Annotated in this window: 17 protein-coding genes; 12 read left to right on the top strand and 5 right to left on the bottom strand. The window is 42.8% G+C overall.

Features of this window, described 5'->3' with window-relative positions:
* Window positions 1-10 precede the first annotated feature (10 nt).
* The 7 genes from ABIE50_RS31495 to ABIE50_RS31465 all read left to right on the top strand — a co-directional run bounded on the left by ABIE50_RS31495 (window position 11) and on the right by ABIE50_RS31465 (window position 8,578).
* Window positions 11-1,696, top strand: coding sequence for a hypothetical protein (locus ABIE50_RS31495; RefSeq protein ID WP_354028269.1), 1,686 nt, complete (start codon window positions 11-13; stop codon window positions 1,694-1,696).
* A 37-nt stretch (window positions 1,697-1,733) separates the two neighbouring features.
* A complete protein-coding gene (locus tag ABIE50_RS31490) occupies window positions 1,734-2,981 on the top strand; it encodes a hypothetical protein (protein WP_354028268.1) in 1,248 nt (415 codons plus the stop codon).
* A gap of 83 nt (window positions 2,982-3,064) precedes the next feature.
* The gene (locus ABIE50_RS31485; protein WP_142685927.1) at window positions 3,065-3,931 is read left to right on the top strand and encodes a hypothetical protein; all 867 of its coding nucleotides are present in this window, start codon (window positions 3,065-3,067) and stop codon (window positions 3,929-3,931) included.
* Between the two features lie 138 nt (window positions 3,932-4,069).
* The gene (locus ABIE50_RS31480; RefSeq protein ID WP_209863074.1) at window positions 4,070-4,537 is read left to right on the top strand and encodes a hypothetical protein; all 468 of its coding nucleotides are present in this window, start codon (window positions 4,070-4,072) and stop codon (window positions 4,535-4,537) included.
* 10 nt (window positions 4,538-4,547) lie between these two features.
* Complete coding sequence (locus ABIE50_RS31475; RefSeq protein ID WP_354028267.1) at window positions 4,548-4,898, top strand: DHCW motif cupin fold protein; 351 nt, start codon at window positions 4,548-4,550, stop codon at window positions 4,896-4,898.
* 356 nt (window positions 4,899-5,254) lie between these two features.
* Window positions 5,255-5,815: an RNA polymerase sigma factor gene (locus tag ABIE50_RS31470; protein ID WP_209863071.1), complete on the top strand. Its 561-nt coding sequence runs from the start codon at window positions 5,255-5,257 to the stop codon at window positions 5,813-5,815.
* 408 nt (window positions 5,816-6,223) lie between these two features.
* On the top strand, window positions 6,224-8,578 hold the full coding sequence (locus ABIE50_RS31465; RefSeq protein ID WP_209863068.1) for a TonB-dependent siderophore receptor: 2,355 nt from the start codon (window positions 6,224-6,226) through the stop codon (window positions 8,576-8,578).
* A gap of 46 nt (window positions 8,579-8,624) precedes the next feature.
* On the opposite strand, the gene ABIE50_RS31460 is transcribed toward ABIE50_RS31465, so the two are convergent.
* Window positions 8,625-8,975 (bottom strand): nuclear transport factor 2 family protein, encoded by a 351-nt coding sequence (locus tag ABIE50_RS31460; protein WP_209863067.1) that lies wholly within the window; start codon window positions 8,973-8,975, stop codon window positions 8,625-8,627.
* A gap of 285 nt (window positions 8,976-9,260) precedes the next feature.
* Here ABIE50_RS31460 and ABIE50_RS31455 point away from each other — a divergent pair, with 285 nt between their 5' ends.
* Window positions 9,261-11,636, top strand: a complete 2,376-nt coding sequence (locus tag ABIE50_RS31455) for an ABC transporter permease (protein ID WP_209863064.1) — start codon at window positions 9,261-9,263, stop codon at window positions 11,634-11,636.
* A 522-nt stretch (window positions 11,637-12,158) separates the two neighbouring features.
* A complete protein-coding gene (locus ABIE50_RS31450; RefSeq protein ID WP_209863061.1) occupies window positions 12,159-12,908 on the top strand; it encodes an immunity 22 family protein in 750 nt (249 codons plus the stop codon).
* 34 nt (window positions 12,909-12,942) lie between these two features.
* On the opposite strand, the gene ABIE50_RS31445 is transcribed toward ABIE50_RS31450, so the two are convergent.
* Window positions 12,943-14,049 (bottom strand): hypothetical protein, encoded by a 1,107-nt coding sequence (locus tag ABIE50_RS31445; RefSeq protein WP_209863058.1) that lies wholly within the window; start codon window positions 14,047-14,049, stop codon window positions 12,943-12,945.
* 129 nt (window positions 14,050-14,178) lie between these two features.
* On the opposite strand from ABIE50_RS31445, the gene ABIE50_RS31440 reads away from it, so the two are divergent.
* The 3 genes from ABIE50_RS31440 (at window position 14,179) to ABIE50_RS31430 (ending at window position 15,855) form a co-directional block, all read left to right on the top strand.
* Window positions 14,179-14,628, top strand: a complete 450-nt coding sequence (locus tag ABIE50_RS31440; protein ID WP_209863055.1) for a hypothetical protein — start codon at window positions 14,179-14,181, stop codon at window positions 14,626-14,628.
* Window positions 14,629-14,666: 38 nt separating this feature from the next.
* Window positions 14,667-15,416, top strand: a complete 750-nt coding sequence (locus ABIE50_RS31435; RefSeq protein ID WP_209863052.1) for a hypothetical protein — start codon at window positions 14,667-14,669, stop codon at window positions 15,414-15,416.
* A 112-nt stretch (window positions 15,417-15,528) separates the two neighbouring features.
* Window positions 15,529-15,855, top strand: a complete 327-nt coding sequence (locus ABIE50_RS31430) for a hypothetical protein (RefSeq protein WP_209863049.1) — start codon at window positions 15,529-15,531, stop codon at window positions 15,853-15,855.
* A gap of 378 nt (window positions 15,856-16,233) precedes the next feature.
* Here the strand turns inward: ABIE50_RS31430 and ABIE50_RS31425 are convergent, their stop codons facing one another.
* From ABIE50_RS31425 to ABIE50_RS31415, 3 genes are read right to left on the bottom strand one after another with little or no spacing between them, the layout of a single operon-like run.
* Window positions 16,234-17,733, bottom strand: coding sequence for a hypothetical protein (locus tag ABIE50_RS31425; protein WP_354028266.1), 1,500 nt, complete (start codon window positions 17,731-17,733; stop codon window positions 16,234-16,236).
* Window positions 17,675-18,202, bottom strand: coding sequence for a hypothetical protein (locus ABIE50_RS31420; protein ID WP_354028265.1), 528 nt, complete (start codon window positions 18,200-18,202; stop codon window positions 17,675-17,677). Before ABIE50_RS31420 ends, ABIE50_RS31425 begins: the two co-directional genes overlap by 59 nt.
* Window positions 18,199-19,296 (bottom strand): hypothetical protein, encoded by a 1,098-nt coding sequence (locus ABIE50_RS31415; protein ID WP_209863043.1) that lies wholly within the window; start codon window positions 19,294-19,296, stop codon window positions 18,199-18,201. The genes ABIE50_RS31420 and ABIE50_RS31415 overlap by 4 nt, the downstream gene beginning before the upstream one ends.
* Window positions 19,297-19,709 lie beyond the last annotated feature (413 nt).

The raw sequence follows: 19,709 nt of genomic DNA, 5'->3' as shown, positions 1-19,709 counted from the left end.
AATAGTTGCCATGTCTCATAATAAAAAGCTGGTAATCACTATCCCGGCAGCAAAAGGATCGGTGGATGCAAAAACGTCGACCGCAGTATTGAATGAAGCGGGAACGGTACGGGCGGAGATGAAGGGTATCACTACGATGGTAGAAAAGGCGCCGGCACCCGTAAAGGTCACCATTCCCATGAAAGCACCGGAGGCCGACAAAACGCCTTATCGCTGGATATGGTCCATGTTGCGCACGCTTACATTTAAGAAAACAGATGTAAACGACACACTGAAAGGGCCATTGGTATATCCTAACTTTCCGAAAATTGTGGAAGGCGGCGGATTGGGATGGCTGGAACCTGTTTTGGAAGGACAGGAGCCCACTAACTCGGCTGCTCATGGTTACTTTATTGCTGCACGTGGAAAACCCGCGGTTCTTTCAGCAGAGTGGAGGGAGTTTGCCCCTAACAATGATGGCAAAATAATCACCGGCGGCAGCAAGAAATTCAGGGAAAGCGTGCAGCTGCATATTTATACCCGTGCTTTGTACGGACAGGAGTTAAGGATTTTCCTGATGGACAATGATACTGCCAGCGCCGACGATGATCTGCCACCCTGGGAACGGACTGCCGGAGTAGCCCAGATAGAAAAAGGAAAAGAAACGCCCGATGATGCCCTCAAGTATTTTACCCGGCAGGTGAAAATAATGCCTATTCTGCAGGATGAAACTACCCGCGGAGAGGCCTTACAGGTAAGTGATTACGTGGTGAAGGATAAATCAGGGAAAGATATGAAAGTGGCCGCCGGTTCTATCCACTACCAGGCTTTTGTACAGAAAATAGTGGTGGATGTTTTCCTGGACGACCTCTGGAAGCCGGGTGCAGGTGAAGTGCTGGAAATATATCCCATCATAAAATCAAGAGATGGTAAAATCACCAAAACCCTATCGAAATGTTTTCTCAGTGTAAAAGAAGATCCTGCCGTAAAAGAATCTCCCCTGTTGTACGGTGGTAATAAACCCGTGCTGGCAGGCGATATTCCAACAAACACACGAAAATTCCAGCCATGTAAATACGGTATGATCACCGTGGAAGACAAAGACGGCGTACAAACCATATTTGATGAGAATGTGCTCGATTTCAAGCCCCCGGAAAATCTTACCTATAACATAGTAGCCGGAAGTGAAACTGCGAAGAAAACTATTAAGCTCAGTGTGCAAAGCCTGGTAACTCATGAAGATGAATGTACCGCAACACCTAAACACAAGGATCATGTAATTGACATAAGCAGCTTTGGCGCCAAAGGATATAAAAAAGAAGATACCAAAGCCGGCGTAAAAAGAGAACCGGAAAAGGAAAGCGCCGCCAAGGGAAAATTTGAAATAAAAGCCAATAATTATAAATTCAAAAGAGATACCAATGCTTCTTTTTCCGGTGTGATAAAAGTATCTGATGAAGAACTGGAATTTGATGCACAGTATAAATATCTCTTCTTCGATGAAAATAATCATATCCTTTTCCAGCGGATACTGGGCTACCTGTGGATTCCCGAGGCACAGGCCGATCATTTCCCGGTAACTATCCAAACCTGCCGCTGGAAGCATGTTATCGATTTTGCTGTGTACCCCGATATCAAATGGACGGCAGCCCTGGCCTTTAACATGGAAAAAGCCGATTTTGATGCGTTGAAAACCAAATTCGCGGAAGCCCAATAATGGTAAGGGAATAAAGAACGCCCTGCAGCGTTTTACCATGAACCGCCTGGAAAATGTGGAAAAAATAGGGGAGGCCGCAAAAGGCCGCTGGAGCAAACCTACGCCTACGTTGGACCGGCATAATGAGGAACTGGGTACTGAGCTGGGTGAAATGTTGGCCCTGCCAAAAGATAAAAAGGCAGCGCCAGCACCCGTAAAAACCAGGGGTAAGTTTGCGGAGTTGGTGGAACTGCTGAAGGAATTTGATTTTTCCATCAAGGTAGAATGGAATAATGATACCGAGAGTGTGGATCCTATTGAAGATATGATTGCCAAATACTACAACGTATTAAAGGCGGGGTGGCACCTGGTAAAGGAATTCAGGAACATCATTCATGGCGATCATACTACCAAAGCAGATACCTCCGGGGATGATGGGAAAAACCCTGATGAGTTTATCAATAAGAACAGAACGAATCCCGACAAGAATATCCAGGGTCTTATTCAACGGATGCAGCGCAAGCCGTTTGATTATGAGCTGCAGTTTCCAAAGCTGGGACTGGCTGCCTCCTGGTATTATGAAACTATGCCGCCTAAGAACGGCGACAGTAAATTATGGGGAGCCGGCAGAACCGTAGTGGTAAAGCTGGATGCCAAGCCGTTGGTAGGCATCGATCTTAAATGGGATTTCCTGGAACTGCTTTGCCGCAGGCACCCTATCGCATATGCTATTCTGAAAGCTGTGGATGCGCTGCTGTATATATGTGCAGACGACGACAGTAAAGTGGATGTTAGTGTGACCATTTCCGGTAAAATAGACCTGGAGGCCACTTTTAAGCATAATACGGTAGGAGGAAATGTGTTTACCCGGGAGAAGGGCGCTTCTGAAAAGAAAGAGGACCTGATAAAGGGCGGCGCTGCAGTATCCGTAAAACTGGAATGTAAGCTGTACCTGAGTAAATCAGCTACTGCATTCAAAGTGAAAGTAGTGGTGGCGCTGGGGATAGGACTGGAAGGAAGCTCCGGGCTGGGATTGCAGGCCAGGATTGGTTCTGATGCCGCGGGGTTGTTTATAGGATTTGATCTGATTTTTGAAGGCATAAAAATTGAAGGGTATGTAGAAGCAAAAGTGAATGTAGGAGAAAAAACAAAAGAAGTAAAGAAGAAGAAAGGAGAACCGGAAAAGCCGGCAGAGTATAATAAAGTGGTAGAAGCCAATCCCAAAGCGTCTTTTGAAATCGGTATCGATGAGAAAAAGATCTCTTTGAAAAAAATATATTTAACTAAAAAAGAGTCCGACGGATGAGTAAACCGGGAGTTTTCATCTTATTAATTCTAATGATCAGCCTGCACAGTTGCGGGCAGGGAACAACTGCAAAAAAAGAAAGCATGAATCAGGGTATTAAGGAAAAATATCTGAACAGTTATAAACTGGTGAAGAAATACGACTATAATCCACGGTTTATCCTGGATTTTAACAGCTACAACTGCACTTATGAGATCCTGATCAATGATATGCCGGCCTATTCCGACTTTGGCAGCGGGAACCAGGGTGGGGCAGTATGGCCGGTATCTCCCAATATCCTGAAAAGCGGTAAACAAACCATTACCATCAGGGTATTTCCCAAAGTAGATGACGACGATAAGATGGATTCATTTTTACTGGCAAAGAATTGTGGCCTTGAAGTGAAAGTAATGAGTGGTGATGAGGAAAAGGAAAAACCAAAGGAATATAAACAGTTGTTTTATTATAAGATGCCCGAAATAAACCTGGATAATGTGCCTTACCTGGAGTTTAAAGGCGTTTTTGAAGCTACCACCCCTTACCAGCTGAAAGGATGGAGCCAGAGCCAGGATCTCCGGAAAGAAGACAAGGCAAAGCTTACAAAGGAAGTACTGGCTTTTTATAACCAGTACCGCAAACTGATGGCAGATGGTAATATGAATGCAGTGGCGGAGCAGATCTATAACCGGGAGCTGGAAACCGAACAGGCCTATTTTCAGAACAAGCCTGCAGATGCAGCAGAAACCTGGAACCGGTTTGACCAGATTAAGGCGTATCACCTGGAGATGTTACCACTGGAGCATTATGAGCTGCGGTTTTTTGGAGATGGCAGGGTAGTGGGGCTGATCCGCACAGATGATGAACTGAGGGGAGAATCGGCCCTTGCAGGCATTACAGACAATAAGTACAAGATATACAACCTGTTGCTTCACAAACCGGTTGGCAGCGACCAGTTACAGGTGATCAGGTAAAAGAAATGATTTGTGATCAGGGGGCAACATTGCACATGTTGCCCCCTTTTTTATTTTACCGGGGTATTAAAAATCAACATCTTTTTACTAACCTTGTGAAACAGGTCACCCTGGAGTTTTCAATCAAATCTAAACGTTATGAATATACGAATACCTGCCTTTATCGGTATTATTGCATGGATGACTGTTTCATGCGCAGATACGAAATCGCCTGAATCCGCTGCTGAACTGCCTTTAACCGGCACCTGGAAGCTGGCTTACAGCAAGATGATCAAAAATGGAGATACTACTGATACTTACCCGGTAAAGGGGCAGGAGATGATTAAAATCTTTAATGGTAGTCATTTTGCTTTTTTTCAGCACGATGTTTCAAAGGGGAGCGACAGCAGTACGGCTATATTTGGGTCCGGCGCCGGTACGTACCTATTGTCGGGCAACAAATACGAGGAGCATCTGCAATATTGCAATTTCCGCAGCTGGGAAGATAAGCACTTTACTTTTACGCTCACTTTGCAGCATGATACGCTGATCCAGCGTGGGATAGAGAAGATTGACAGTTTAAACGTGAACCAAGAGATCATAGAGGCGTATATCCGTTTACGTTAAAATATCTATAATGGGTATGAATATTCCTTTTCAGACCATCGACTGGGCATCAGTTCCGAAAACAGTATATCCCGGTGAAGAAGGCAATGCCTGGTGGCAAACCCTGCAGTTCCCGGGGCTTCGGATACGGGTTGTAGAGTACTCTCCCGGATACCTGGCAGATCACTGGTGTAAGAAAGGGCATATTGTATATTGTTTACAAGGTTCTTTTGTAAGTGAATTACAGAATGGTGAAAAATTTGAATTATCTGAGGGCATGAGTTATGTTGTATCAGATGACCTGAGTGTTCATCGATCTGCTTCAGCAGGTGGTGTAAAGCTCCTGATTGTAGATGGCGATTTTCTGCAGCCGTCTTTATAATATACTTCCCTGGTTATTTAATTGTGGAGCTCTTCCATCTCTTCCCCTGTTATATGGTCTCCTGTTAACGCCTTTTTACATGTAACCATTTGGTTTCTTTTTTATGATTTTTCATAATATGTTTTTCCCTCGTAGAACCGCTATGGCATTGAATCTTCCCACTTCTAAAACATTCGTGCTTAACAATGGATTAACCACTCCTGATGTTTTATAGCGTTACTTTTAATCTGGATTTCAAGAAAGGGAATGCAAAATCAACCACTTTCAACCACCGTGTTAAACCATAGAAAATTGATTTTCTAACACCGGACCATCAATAATTTTTCCTAAACCAGTCTCTCAAAAAGGAAATGAGAATGCAACAAAACAACCAAGATGCCGTCCTGCTGGAGCTGCTCAAAAATGGTAGTACAGAAGCTTTTACAGCAGTATACAAAAAGTACAACCGTATTCTGATGATGCTGGCAACAGACATGCTGAAGGATGAAGACAAAGCACAGGATGTTCTCCAGGAATTTTTTCTCGATTTCTGGCAGAAGAAATTATTCCTGAAAATTGATGCTAACTATCAGAACCGCGACAGTGGTTGTATTATGAAGAGTTATCTTTACGCCAGTGTACGCAATCGCTGTCTTAACAAAATTACCCGCGAAAGGAAATTTTCCTGTGTAATTCCGGATGAGGCTTTTTTACCGGATGATCCGCTGGAAAGTAAAGAGATCTACTGCCAGGTGAATATCGCGCTGAAAAAGAAAGTGCCGCCTAAATCATCTACTGCCTTCCGTTTGAGGCATTACGACCAAAAAAGTCATAAAGAAATAGCTGAGGAAATGAATACAAGTATTCAAACAGTGAAAAACCAGATTGGTACTGCTGTAAGAATTTTGCGCGGTTACTTTGCACCTGCCCACCTGTAATCCTTAAACCCTGCTTTAATCAAATGGATGCCTGTTGCCCAAATCCTTCAATGGGTTACAGCAGCGGTTTGCCTTATATGGTCATCCTGGTGGACCTTTTGGGCCTGTTGCGGCTTTTGCCAGGATAGGTATATGATAGCCAGTTCCCCAACGCGGACAAGGGCTTTACCGAAAAGTAAGCCTCTTCCCGGTGAACAGCAGCTTACGTTTGCGGGCCCCTGCTTACTTAAAGATAAGCGGGGCGCCAGCTTCGGAATGCCTGCCGGTAATGGCCGCCATGCCGGATGACAACAGGGTTGCCCCTGTGGATAAATAATTATTTCCCGATCTCGTAAATCGTTTTCCCGATACGGTAGATAATTTGGCCTTTTCTGACTGCAACTTTGCGGCGTAAACGATAAGACCAACATGACAAGGGCATACCTTTTTCTTTCTTTTTTCCTGCTTCCTTTTACTTTGATATACGCCGGCGTGCCGGACGAAGGAGCCAACAATACCATTCAGGGCGTTATTATCACATCAGACGGCCATCCGGCTACAAACGTAACCGTTGTTCTGAAAGGTATTGCAAAAGGAATGATCACAAATCAAAGCGGTGAATTCCTCTTTAAGAATATTCCTGATGGTAACTATGAGCTGGAAGTATCTATGGTAGGGTTTGAAACCATCAGGCGAAGCGTTGCTGTGGTAAATGGCAAAAGCGTTCTCCTGCAAATAGAACTGAAAACATCTTCTCAAAATCTCGAAGAAGTGGTGGTGGCCACCGGGGGAAACCGTTTCGCCAAAAAAGAAAGTGAGGATGTATCCAAACTACCGCTGAGGAACCTGGAAAATCCACAGGTGTACAGCGTAGTGGGAAAGGAACTGATGAAAGAACAGTTGGTAACGGATTATAACAGTGCCTTTAAAAATATTCCCGGAGCAGGTATCCCTATTGTTTATAACCAGGGAAGAAGCTCTGCTACCTCAAGGGGCTTTACCACCGCTAACCTGGTACGCAATGGCGTGGGTAGCTTTGTGTACTCCAATGTGGATCCCGCCAACCTGGAACGCATAGAAGTAATCAAAGGCCCTTCAGCCACATTGTTTGGCAGCACCCTTTCCTCTTTTGGCGGTTTGTTTAACCGCGTCACCAAGAAGCCATTCGACAGTTTCAAAGGGGAAGTGTCGTATTCCGGCGGTAGCTGGGACCTTAACCGTCTTACATTGGATATCAATACCCCGGTGAATGAACAAAAAACAGCGCTGTTCCGCTTCAACGGCGCTATTCACAGCGAGCGCAGCTTCCAGGATGCCGGTTTCAGTAAAAACTATTTGCTGGCGCCCAGCTTTTCTTATAAAGTAAATGACCGGCTCACTATTTTACTGGATGTGGAAATGAGCGGCTATAAAGCTACTTCTCCCACGAGGTTAAGTCCTTATACCAAAGGGAAAGCGCACAGCGTTGAGGAACTGGGAATACCCTATAAACTTTCCTTCGCCAATAACTCCATGTTTTATACCAGCCAGCAGATGAATGTTTTTGGGCAGATAAAATATAAGTTGTCGGATAAATGGACATCGCAAACCGTGTTCTCCCGCACCCGGTCTACTTCCGACGGATTCACTACGCAACTGAATATGTTGAGCGACAGTACACTGCGACAGGCAGTTACCTCTCAAACGTATCCCTATTATGGCACAGATATCCAGCAAAATTTTATCGGTGATTTCCGCATCGGTAAAATGCGTAACCGGCTGGTGGTGGGTGTGGACTTTTACAGCCTGCGTGCCTCCCGCAATGATACCATCGTGAATATGCCGGCCCTGAATTACAGGAACCCCGGCGATGCCTACTACAATTTCAATAAGGACAATGTAACACCCATGTTCGCCAAACTGAAATTCCTGGCCTTCGACAGCAACCGTGAAAATACTTACAGCGCTTATTTTTCAGACGTTATCAATATCACGGAACAGTTACTGGTAATGGCCAGCTTACGGCTGGATAACTATCATAATCTTGGTGCTTATTACCCTGCTAAGGATCTTACTATAGGTAACTATACACAAACCGCTTTATCACCCAAATTCGGTATCGTATACCAGGTGATTAAAGACAGGATGTCGGTCTTTGCCAATTACATGAACGGATTCCAGAACCAGTCGGGCACCGACTTTGATGGCAATACATTTAAACCGCAACAGGCTAACCAGATTGAAGGAGGGATTAAAACAGACCTTTTCAATGAAAAATTAAATGCTACTCTGAGCTACTATGATATATCCGTTACCAATTCCGTGTATGATGATCCTGCACATAGCGGGTTCTCTCTTCAGAATGGCACCCAACTTAGCAGGGGCTTTGAAGCAGAAGTAATTGCCAACCCGGTTCCGGGGTTAAATATCATTGCGGGTTACGCCTATAATGAAAGTAAAATGGATAAGGCCGATGCCAAGTTCCAGGGGTTACGGCCATCGGCAGCGGGGCCAGCTACTACTGCCAATCTTTGGGTAAGCTATCGTATTGTGCGTGGCGAGGCCAAGGGGCTTGGTTTTGCTTTTGGAGGCAACTATGGCAGCCAGTCGTTCCAAACCAACACCAATACCTTTGCATTTACTATACCTTCCTATACTGTACTGGACGGCTCACTGTTTTACGACAGGCCCGTATACCGTTTTGGATTGAAAGTGGATAATATTACCAATGAAAAGTACTGGTCGAACCGGTTGGCAGCACAAAATCCAACCAGGGTAACTGCCAATCTTACTATTAAATTTTAAGCAATAACTGCAGGAGAAGTGGTCTCTCCTGCAGTTATTTATCTTCCTACAGGCTATACAAATGCTGTTCTTTTATAATTTTCCCATTTTTCCAGTGCGCTACAGAAATCTGCTGGTAATTTAATTTTCCCATTTTTGGATGCATAAACTGGTAATGCCATTCTGCTACGGAATAACCCTTGATCACCATACTGTTTTTCAGTGCTATTTTTAGATCGGTGGTGTTACCGAGAAACCCGCTAACCGCCTTGCGCATGGCTTCCAGCCCTTTAATAGCCGGACCATCATTATCTGAAGAGCTTATATTTTCATCATAATACTTATCCAGCGCTTCGAGAAATTTTCCTTCACTGATAAGACGGTGAAATCCTGCTACTGTTGCTTCAAAATTTTCCATGCTTTTTTGCTCAATTTAAAGAATAAATCAGGAAGATGATGGCATCATGATAACATTCATTTCACAGTAACTTTTTCGCATGCGCGATTGCGCAGAAGTGGAAGAAATAGACTTCTGCCGGAAATACACCATTGGTTGTGCCGCTTGTATCCGTTCGCAACCGAACAGTTATTTGTACCGAAAATGAACAAAGCATGTAATTTTATCTGTATAATTTGCTGTGGTTAAGGTGATTGGGAACTGGTATATTGTTTTCTGTGGGACAGGAGTCAAAGACTTTGAACTATGTTTGGAAACTATTTTAAAGTGGCATGGCGGAATCTCATCCGGAACAAGGCCTTCTCTGTTATTAATATCCTGGGACTCACTATCGGCCTGGCCTGCAGCCTGCTGATATTACTATGGGTATGGGATGAACGCAGCATAGATAATTTCCATGAGCAGGGGAGCCGTCTTTATCTGGTATATGAGCGACAGTTTGTAGATAAGGAAATATTTGCCAGTTATAAAACGCCGGGTATGCTGGCAAATGAAATGAAGCGTACTATTCCTGAAATAGCATATGCCTCAAATTTCTCATGGCTAGACGATAGTCCCGACCGGCTTACTTTTGAAGGGAATAATAAAGTTGCAAAGTTTGATGCCTGTTATGCGGACTCCGATTATTTTAAAATGATGAGCTATCCCCTGCTGGAAGGGAGCCCCATTACAGCGCTTAATAAACCTGGCAGTATATGCATTTCAGAAAAGATGGCAAAGGCATTTTTTGGCAGCGCGGCTGCTGCTATAGGTAAAACCCTCAGGTATGATAACCGGAACAGCCTCGCCATCACCGGTGTATTTAAGGATCTGCCGCAGCATGTTTCTGCAAAATTTGATTGCCTTATCGACTGGGCAAGTTTCCTGCGTGAAAACGATTGGGCAAAAGATTGGGGAAACGTGGGACCTAACACTCTTATCCTGCTGCATAAAGATGCTTCTCCTCAAAAGGTGGCAGCTAAGATCAAGAACTTTCTGGCTAAGTATAGTAAGAGCAGTAATTACCGGGCGGAGCTGGAATTGCAGCGCTACGGCGATAGCTACCTGCATGCAAATTTCAAGGCAGGCTACCTGTCGGGCGGCCGGATAGAATATGTAAGATTATTCAGCATAGTAGCAGTTTTTATTTTGCTGATCGCCTGCATAAATTTCATGAACCTTACTACTGCCCGTTCTGCCAAGCGTGCAAAGGAAATAGGTATCCGTAAAGTGGCCGGCGCCGCACAGTCTGTTCTGGTACGGCAATTTCTGAGCGAGGCAATGCTGGTTACGGCATTATCGGTGTTACTGGCACTGATGCTTGTTTATGGGTTGTTGCCTTTCTTTAACCGGCTTAGCGGCAAGCAGATCATTTTTCCTGCTTCAAATATTTATTTTTGGTGTAGCCTGGCAGGCTTAACGGTTGTTACCGGTCTGGCTGCAGGTAGTTATCCCGCTGTTTTTCTTTCGTCTTTCAGACCATTGGCTGTTTTAAAGGGAACCCTGAAATTCGGCAGCACTGATATTAGTTTGAGGAAAGGACTGGTGGTATTCCAGTTTACGCTATCTATCCTGTTCATCATAGGAACTATTGTTGTTTCCAGGCAGGTGAAATATATACAGCAGGCAGACCTGGGCTACAACAGGGAAAACCTGGTTTATCTGCCCATAGAAGGCGATCTGGCTGCCAGGTATCCCGTGTTTAAGCAGGAAGCAATGAATGCGCCCGGTATTAAAATGGTATCCCGTATCGGGGAAGCGCCTACTTCAATAGGCAGCAGCACCTGGGGCATTGATTGGGAGGGCAAAATGCCGGGTGATAACCAGATGTTTACTCAAACGTCTGCAGGATACGATTTCGTGAAAACCCTCAATTTGAAGATGATAGCTGGCAGGGATTTGTCTAAAGACTTCGCATCAGATTCTGCAGGTTACCTGGTGAATGAAGCGGCGTTAAGGATAATCGGATATAAGGATCCTGTTGGCAAGCCGCTGAGCATGTGGGGGAAAAAAGGGACTATAGTAGGGGTATTAAAGGATTTCCATTTTTCATCATTCCACGACCCTATTCATCCTCTCATTGTATGGAATGGAGAGAAAGACGAATATGGAAGTATACTGGTCCGCACCGAAGCAGGTAAAACAAAGGAGGCACTGGCCAGCCTGGAAAAGATCTGTAAAGCATTGAATCCTAAATTCCCGTTTACCTTTACTTTTTCTGATGAGGCCTATCAGAAAACATATAACAGTGAAACTGTAGTGAGTAAGCTCTCCGCTGGTTTTTCGTTCCTGGCCATATTTATATCCTGCCTCGGATTGCTGGGTCTGGCCATGTTTACAGCTGAGCAACGGACGAAGGAAATTGGTATCCGGAAAATATTGGGAGCTGGTGCAGCTTCCCTGTTCACATTGTTGTCAAAAGAGTTTATTGTACTTGTAATTATTGCCTTCTTTATAGCGTCGCCATTGGCATGGTGGTTCATGAACAACTGGCTGCAGGGCTTTTCGTATAAAATTGATATGGAGTGGTGGATGTTTGTAGCGGCTGTTTTATTGATCACGGGGATTGCGTTGATCACTATCAGTTATCAAACCATGAAAGCAATATTAATGAACCCGGTGAAGAGTTTGAAAGGGGAGTAGCTTTAGCATATCAGAAAGGTATAAATTATAAAATCCCATAGAACTTGTGTCCTATGGGATTTTATAATTTTTAGTAGCGAGATCGGAACTGCATTTGAACCGATAGTAAAAATGGCCACATTTCTTTTAAGGTTAAAAAGCGGAAAATATTAACCGAAATTATTATATGGCTACACTGATGTAAGTTCAATATTTATGCTCAATTTGTGTACCAAAGGGGATACTGCCAAACGTCAGAAGAGAATTTAAAAAATATTGAGGCGTATTCAGAACCGAAACAAATTGTCTACTAATAATCAATTATCTACAAAGCGTTTGTATCGCGTTTGTACCCGAATCCATGGAACGTTCGACAATGATCAGCTATTCACGCCTCCTTACAGTCTCGGAAGGACAGCCAGTTGCCAGTGCTCCCAAACATCACTGATTGATCGGAGCGGCACCTCAATTGTTGTTTAAGCAATTTTTGTTAAGTTAGTGTTTCAAGCAGCTGGAAAGGTCGCCTATAAAATAAGAATCAGTATGCATATATGGCTCGGACAACTTCCGTCACCCAAGGAATTTGAAAAATATCTGGATCAAAAAAAATATCTCAAGGCATGGGCTGTTTATGACCATGAGCCTCCTACCGGAAATAAAGTAAAAGACGCAGAACCAAGTTGGGAACTACGTTGCGATTTCTGTAAGGAAGTTGGTTTAGATACTTATGAAGAGGATGCAATGATCATGAAGTATTATCGGAAACCGGTTGATATCAGAGAAATTGCCCGTGATATTCTTGTGGACGAAAAGGAGCTTGAATCTTTACGTAAAAAGCATAAGATCAATGACTTTAATTCGGTTATAGCTTATGAAGACAATAGCTTGAGTAAAAAAGCTGCTGCTGGTTCCCAGACTGTAAAATATATCGGACAATTAGTGCAGGCTTCTGATGAAAGTTCATCTGATAGTTCTGCTATTCATCATTTATGGGTAGGTGAAAACAAACTTGATAAAAAAAACATTATCAAACAGATCGGAATTGATAAAGGCAAACTCATAAAAATCAATTATTACCATGCTGCTAAAAGCGGGAAGCTTGATGAGATATTAATTCTTCAGGTTGAAGACTTTAATGTTGCCGAAAAAATGATCCTGAAAGTGGATAAAATGAAGATTTCTACTGCCAGCTCAATGCTTGAATTAGTCTTACAAGGCAGCGTAAAAATAAACGGGGAAGATATAGCTGAGGTACTGGGAATGAAGTATGTTGGAAAGTTTGATGGCTTGTAGGTAATGTATAGCCATATAAAGACAATAACACCAGCTATAGGCGGTTGGCCTTTTTCCTGATCTGATATATCTTCTTATCACTATTGGCAAAGAGTGCATACTGCAGCTTTGGATTAGTATAATACATATAGCCATCTATAATTTCAACCGGCTGCACTTTGTTGCTGGAGAAAGTACCAATCCGCCGGTCTTCGATTTCTATAGACGACCCGGGTCTCTCTTCGTTAAGATACATAAGTTGTTTTATTCTTATGGTGTCCTTGTGAAATATGATATCGCTAAATAGATATCCTGGATAAAGCTCTTTGGTATAACCCGGTGCATTACCTCCTCCGCCGGAAAAGCGGACTTCTTCCTTCTTTAGCCTGTGAAAGTGGCGATATTTTACAGCATTTGATGGAATGATCTCTCCATCATGTGCAGAGCGTTCATCCATCCGCTTAAAAAGATTGTTCCATATGAGCTGCCGCGTATACGACCAGGGGAACTGTTTACTGACATCAAGGGTAGTATAAAACTGAAAATAATCATCGCCGGCCAAGTAAGTCAGTACGGCAAAGGTAGTTACCGCCTGAGTTGTCTGGATTTCGTCCTTGGTACTCTTTTGGGGCGAAGGGCTCTTAGACTGGTAATCCACATAAACCAGTCCCGGCAAACCTTTGATTTGGGTAAGTCTGCTTTCCTGCCGGCCGCTACTCCAGTCAAGACCGGCATTTTCGGCTGGTAATTCGATGGCAGTTTTGTTTCCGTTAAAAGTCCACCTATAATATTCGTTTTTCTCTTTATCGATAATAAACCCTTGTACAAATGCCAGATCGGCTGCCCTGCGATCGATCTTCAGTGAGTCGATCACCTCTCCGTGAGGAGCGATTTTGTAAAACGTATTTTCTGTCTTTCCATGAACAGTGTAAATGATCACATTGTTCTCTTCGGTCAGAAAAGACTGGATATTCTCCTCACTTTTGAATAACAAATCCAGGATAGCGGATCCACTTTGGATAGTTTGAACGCTGTCGATGGACTGATATCCTGCATATGCATCTGGAAGCCTGCCATGCGCTCCATTCTTTTTAGCTTTTGAAAGTAGCAGGTATAAAGCCGCCGCGATAACAATGACCGGAATTATATAAATGGCTTTCATCTACACAAGTTATAAAAATTTAAAAGCATGGCTGATCGGTCGTAACCATATTCACATGCCACCCCGGACAACCGCTGAACAAAACTATATCACTATATTGTGATATGGAAATCAAATAATGGATAGTGAATGGAAGTTTTTAAAGATATAGTATTAAAAGACGGGCGCATGGTTGGACACCTTGATTTGCCAGAGTCCGCGAAAATTGCCGTCGAATTTGATCTGGAAGAGGAGGATAGCAGCCCTGATCAGTCAGATTTTGCAGAGTTGGTCTCAAGTGCTACTATCTGGGTACGCGGACTAGGCACCGGGACCATTTCAATATTGAAAAAAGAAATCGCCAGGGAACTGACGGATGCTGCCTACGGTGAATCAGATTATCAGCCTTCAGACAGCGATTATACTGATCTTGAAACTTCACTGAAGACGGTGCGTCTATGCTTCTATCCAGACAATGTGGTGATAATGGTCTTTGAAGCAAAAAAAGAATATCCGGACATGGAGGTATATTGTCAGCTTGACAGCCCCTATCAGCTGGAAGACATCAGCGTTGTGAAAAAAACTGATCAAGGCTTTTGACGATGTTCGCATTAATGTCTGTTAAATCCTCCGTAGCAATGATAAAATACTTTCTTTCAATAAGTCTGATACTCTTTACTCATTTAGCATCTGGCAGCCGTATCCACAAGGCGTCCGGAATTTCTCCTGCCTGTGCAAAAGTCATCAGTTCCATATCCGTTCAGGTAAATGGGTTTGCTTCACGAATGGCAGTCACTCCGCCCCTTCCGGTACCGAAAGGATACAGAGTTACCGGCTGCATCGGTGGTGATCTGAATAGCGACGGAATCCCAGACAGCGTTTTGATAGTGAAAGCAACATTAAAAGACCGATTGGAGAAAACCGGAGATGGCAAGACCGTGGATAGGAACCGCCGTGGGTTAATCGTATTTTTAGGAATGAACGGACAGTTTAAGAAAGTGACGGAAAATCTGAATTGCTTCTCCTCAGAAAACGAGGATGGTGGGGTATATTTTGCCCCTGAACTTTCCGTTGAGATTGGCCGAAACAAGCTGTATGTACATTACCTGCATGGCCGGTACGGCTACTGGAAATACACTTTCAGACTTCGGGGATCGGACTTTGAGCTTATCGGCTATGATGCAAGTAACAGTACTGGTCCGAGAATCGACCGGCAAGTAAGCATTAATTTTTTAACCAAAAGACGAATGGAGCGGATCAATACAAATACTTCCGCAGAAGGTGGAGATGAGGTTTTCGATGAAAAATGGAAAGATATTTCCCTGGAAGGCCTGGCCAGACTTTCGCAGATAAAAGATTTTGATAACCTCGAAGAAGGTGGATGGTAGGCATATGCAAACGAACCGGCTGGAATGAGCAAAATCGGATGTTGGTTGTTAAAGCATCGGGAATATAATTGCGAATTGCAGTTTTGAGGCTGAACAGAAACTTCTGCGAAAATTGTTTGAAGCTGATTTAGCATATGATGGAAATGCATTCTCTGCATCTTACATTCATCCGGCTTTTATGTGTGTGTATGGTCAAATAAAAGCCGCAGGATTGTTCTCTTTGTCGTTAAAGAATAATGGTAATATTACTGTTGACGACAATTTCAAAGAAGGACTTATTGCAATGGACAAATTGCAGGTTTCCCAAGAGCAATTAGCATTTCTTATTGTAGAATTAGTTGTGGAGAGCTACTTCCAGGAAAAATATGCTCATAAAAAAGTGGAACTGGTTCAACAAAACGTACCGGATTCAAAAAGAAAGAGCATTCTCCTTTCGTAAAATACTATGTATTAATATAAGGTGGCCTATAGAAAATCAGACAGTTCCCTACTTTTTCCATAATGTACCCCTGAAAGGGAGTTGAATCAGATTTGCTTGAAAATTAATACTTTATTGAACTGAGGTTTTGAATTTGATATGATCTAACAATGCGATTTTCTATTGATGATGTAAAACTGCATATTCATTGAAGCGCAAAATCATAAAAATAAAAAAGGCTGCCATTTCCGGCAACCTTTTCAGTCATGTGTAACATTTGTAGCGAGAAACAGACCTCATTTGAACCAATTTTGAAAATGGCGGTATTTTTAGATCTTCGTAGAAGGTCCGCTTTATAAAACGCACATGATACACCCGTCAAAATGTCACAATGGCTCACTACGACTGAAGGGGCGACCAGGAAATAATGCGGCTACTGTTTGGATCCAAAATTTCAACTTCGGCAATCGTTTCGGCGTCTATTGTAATACTTGTGCTCACTACAATTTTGGCATCTTCCTCTGTCATTTCTGTCCCAGAATCTGTTCTCCGCCACTTCATTGGATCTTGGGAATATAATTTCTCAACCTGTTCTGGGGAAAGCTCCGAAACCACAACGGATAAAAGTTGCTCTACCCACTCCGGATCTTTTTTCACTTTAAGGTTAAATGTGGCCGCAAAATCGGCAACAATCATTTTATTATTTAAAAAGCCGGCTCGCATGTTAACAACAGGGACTTTAGCGAAGCTACCAATAAATGAATCACCAAGGCCAGAGTTAATAAATCTATCAGGTAATGCACTCGTATACAGTTCAGACTGACGAATATCATTGCTAGCTGCCCAATAAGGGTTATCAGTTATAATCAGGGTCGGCTCAATCCCTTTGTTGCGAAGTTCAACAATGGCCTTATTCAACAACATCAGATTCTGCGGTCCTTCCATAACGGCAATCTCACTTCTACTCACTCTATCAAAAAACAGGTTATCTTCCATCCTTGCCACTTCATCTCCTATGCGTTCAAGACCTATTATTTCAGAATAGTGCGGGCCATCAATAAAGGCTATCTTTCCTTTCTCTAAATTCATATAGGGCCCAACACGCATCAACTTGATGTCTTGCCCAGTTACGTCAGTAATATTTCCAAATAGTGTAAACAAATGTCGTGTCCTGAGCTCACTACGCCAATGATTTGCGACCTCTAAAGTAAATTGTTTAACCTTTGTGGTACTAAGTGAAGTTTGAGAAATTTCCAGTGCTGTCTTTATAGCAGTTGGAAGGTAGGCTTTGGCAATCGAATTCTGCAATTGTTCTATCCAATCTCTCAACTCTTCTATACCTGACAGCGTCATGACAGGTTGCAAAATTTCAAAAGACTCAAGTAAATTTTGCTTAATCGTTGTAATAGCCAGATTAAGATACCTCAATTGTTCAAAATCCGCTTTATCTAAATATCCGGTAAAGAAAGATGTGTTGCGCGTTACCAAACGATCCAAGATATATCCTCTTGTAATCCAGTCACTTGCAACGGGAGGATGGTACGCTTCGTTAGTAGGACGGTCCATATAGTCCCAATCTTCCCATCCCATGTACTCACTTAAATTATTCGTTCTAAAAAAAATGAGATCGGCTACATCCTCTCCTGGCCTAATATACACCTCCTCTAATTGAGCTATAATACTACGTAAATGCTCATCTTTGATCATCTTTTCCTCGTATAGAAAATACAACCAGTATTTCATAACCAAGGTAGTCCGGCGCTTGTACTCCCAAAGTTTCCCATTAATTTTATCCTCCTGTTTTATCCGTGCTATTTGATCATCATAGATACCATCTTTGTTATCTCTTTCGAGGGCGTTCAAGCTGGATGCGCCTTGCGAATCCTCCTTTGGAATCATCTCTCCTGATTTGAACAAAATCCCTCACAGCCTTCTCAAAAAGAGGCCAATCACTTTTACGGGATATGAGATAGAAAAGATGATTGAATTCCCTAAAGCCTCTCATGTAATACCGGTTCAATTCATTAAGACCAGATAGCTCCTTCTCCTGATCATAGGCAATACCAATCACAAATCCGATAATTTCTTTTAAATGCAGGGATAAAGCGCTAATAACCACACCTGCAACTGTAGTTCCTTCACCGGATTTACGTTGACGATAAGCATAAAAAATGTATGCTTGAGAAGGGAATATGATATATTCTGAAAACACTTCGAAGGACCGGTACTGAATGCCTTTACGTATAACAGACCTGAAAAATCCAATACAATTCAAAATGCTATCTACTGCATTCTGCTGAACCCCTTGCTCAAGGATCGAAAAGACCTTGTCATTTATTCCAGCTGTAACATCTATCCTTTTGTTCATTTTAAACCATGTTTCAATTTGAGTTCAATTACCTGATCAAATAAGTCGAGTAGTTCCTTCTCCTTTTTAGGCTTGTTCTCTGCACGATATTCATCCAGCTTAGAAAGGAAATATTCAGACATCTCTAACGAAGGCAGCAGCTTCCGATTCGCCTCACAAACTTTCAAGCAACGCATAATCTTTACATCTTTACCTTTTTCAGTTTGAATTGCCGGCCATATAAAACTATCATACTCATCCGTTACTTCGTTAATCGTCATAGGTCCTATGAAATACCGCTTTTCAGCACTCGGGTACTTTTTTAATAAACTTTTCAGTATGCTAAGGCTAACATCTGTTACCAGCAGATCCTTCTTAAAATCCATATGCCCCTCCGAAAACAGGATACCGCGAACAGAAGGGCCCCAATCGCTACGATACTCCTCAAGTCCCTCTTGCTTCATTACATCAAGAAAAGCATTCTTGCTGTGATGGGAAAGCAATTCCAAATATAAACCGCTTTTCACCTCACGCAGGTACTGTTCTTTAAACTGTTCCATGAGCAAGTCTGAACTGGCAAAAATTATGATCTTCCTAAAAAGATAACCAATCATAAATGGAATGGCCACCACCAGGTATGTGGCGGATAAAACAAGCCTGTTGAACCAGTCTGGCGAAAGAGTATTACGTAGTGTGGAAATGATGATCAAGCAACCAATTACACTCAAAATGTAGTATATAATTGGATACATATAAGACCTTATAAACAAAAAGCGGTATACTCTACCTTCCTTAAACGCCAGGTTACTGAGTAAAAGACCAACAACGGCAAGGGTCATGGAAATGATCGTAGCTATATTTGAGGTCCGTTGATCTACTAGAATCGCTGCCGTCCCTTCGGAAAAAGGTATTACATCCAAAAATGGCATTCGAACAGAAAAAAGGCCCAAAGCCACAAATATTACAATCGCCACTACCCAATACCCATCTTTGGAAAAAATATAAGTCATTTGCTTGCCGTATTTTCGGTGACGGTGTGGGGCTATTTCTTGGTGATCCTTTACAATACGAGCTTCAATTTCGGCCCGAAGGGAGTTAAAATAAAATCGATTCATTCATAAAGTATATTCCCTCGAATATACTCAAAACATTGTAATGATACGCATGTTGACGACATGTCCAATAGTGGGCACGGCGAATCATCCGCCCGCAAGAGGGATGGCTATAGCCTGATGTGAAAGATGGTAGCCTGAGCGACCAGGCGCCTGAACGCGGGCCTTTGAGCTGTCATGGGGCACGGGTATGGGAGTTGTCTGTTTCGTATAACTGGGTAAGATGGCAAACCGGTAGGCTAAGGCAAATGAAAAAGGCGCCTTTTTTTTGAAGGTGCCTTTTATCAATATCGAATAAAGTAAGCTGTACTGTTTAACGGCAATTGTGGCGGATTTTTTACAACGGAAAAATCTCCAGGGTTCGACCGACAATCTAAGTCTGGAACAGATTGATTTTTAGTACCAACTATGGATTC

It is taken from the genome of Chitinophaga sp. OAE865, from assembly GCF_040546735.1.
In the GTDB taxonomy this organism is placed as follows: Bacteria; Bacteroidota; Bacteroidia; order Chitinophagales; family Chitinophagaceae; genus Chitinophaga; species Chitinophaga polysaccharea_A.
The sequence above is the reverse complement of the archived record's forward strand: the minus strand, read 5'-3'. Positions and strand labels throughout refer to the sequence as shown.

What these genes read in the sequence shown, in the direction of transcription:
- ABIE50_RS31495 (WP_354028269.1), top strand. Translation starts at nt 11, where the DNA reads ATGTCTCATAATAAAAAGCTGGTAATCACTATCCCGGCAGCAAAAGGA.
- ABIE50_RS31490 (WP_354028268.1), top strand. Translation starts at nt 1,734, where the DNA reads ATGAACCGCCTGGAAAATGTGGAAAAAATAGGGGAGGCCGCAAAAGGC.
- ABIE50_RS31485 (WP_142685927.1), top strand. Translation starts at nt 3,065, where the DNA reads ATGAATCAGGGTATTAAGGAAAAATATCTGAACAGTTATAAACTGGTG.
- ABIE50_RS31480 (WP_209863074.1), top strand. Translation starts at nt 4,070, where the DNA reads ATGAATATACGAATACCTGCCTTTATCGGTATTATTGCATGGATGACT.
- ABIE50_RS31475 (WP_354028267.1), top strand. Translation starts at nt 4,548, where the DNA reads ATGGGTATGAATATTCCTTTTCAGACCATCGACTGGGCATCAGTTCCG.
- ABIE50_RS31470 (WP_209863071.1), top strand. Translation starts at nt 5,255, where the DNA reads ATGCAACAAAACAACCAAGATGCCGTCCTGCTGGAGCTGCTCAAAAAT.
- ABIE50_RS31465 (WP_209863068.1), top strand. Translation starts at nt 6,224, where the DNA reads ATGACAAGGGCATACCTTTTTCTTTCTTTTTTCCTGCTTCCTTTTACT.
- ABIE50_RS31460 (WP_209863067.1), bottom strand. Translation starts at nt 8,975, where the DNA reads ATGGAAAATTTTGAAGCAACAGTAGCAGGATTTCACCGTCTTATCAGT.
- ABIE50_RS31455 (WP_209863064.1), top strand. Translation starts at nt 9,261, where the DNA reads ATGTTTGGAAACTATTTTAAAGTGGCATGGCGGAATCTCATCCGGAAC.
- ABIE50_RS31450 (WP_209863061.1), top strand. Translation starts at nt 12,159, where the DNA reads ATGCATATATGGCTCGGACAACTTCCGTCACCCAAGGAATTTGAAAAA.
- ABIE50_RS31445 (WP_209863058.1), bottom strand. Translation starts at nt 14,049, where the DNA reads ATGAAAGCCATTTATATAATTCCGGTCATTGTTATCGCGGCGGCTTTA.
- ABIE50_RS31440 (WP_209863055.1), top strand. Translation starts at nt 14,179, where the DNA reads ATGGAAGTTTTTAAAGATATAGTATTAAAAGACGGGCGCATGGTTGGA.
- ABIE50_RS31435 (WP_209863052.1), top strand. Translation starts at nt 14,667, where the DNA reads ATGATAAAATACTTTCTTTCAATAAGTCTGATACTCTTTACTCATTTA.
- ABIE50_RS31425 (WP_354028266.1), bottom strand. Translation starts at nt 17,733, where the DNA reads ATGATTCCAAAGGAGGATTCGCAAGGCGCATCCAGCTTGAACGCCCTC.
- ABIE50_RS31420 (WP_354028265.1), bottom strand. Translation starts at nt 18,202, where the DNA reads ATGAACAAAAGGATAGATGTTACAGCTGGAATAAATGACAAGGTCTTT.
- ABIE50_RS31415 (WP_209863043.1), bottom strand. Translation starts at nt 19,296, where the DNA reads ATGAATCGATTTTATTTTAACTCCCTTCGGGCCGAAATTGAAGCTCGT.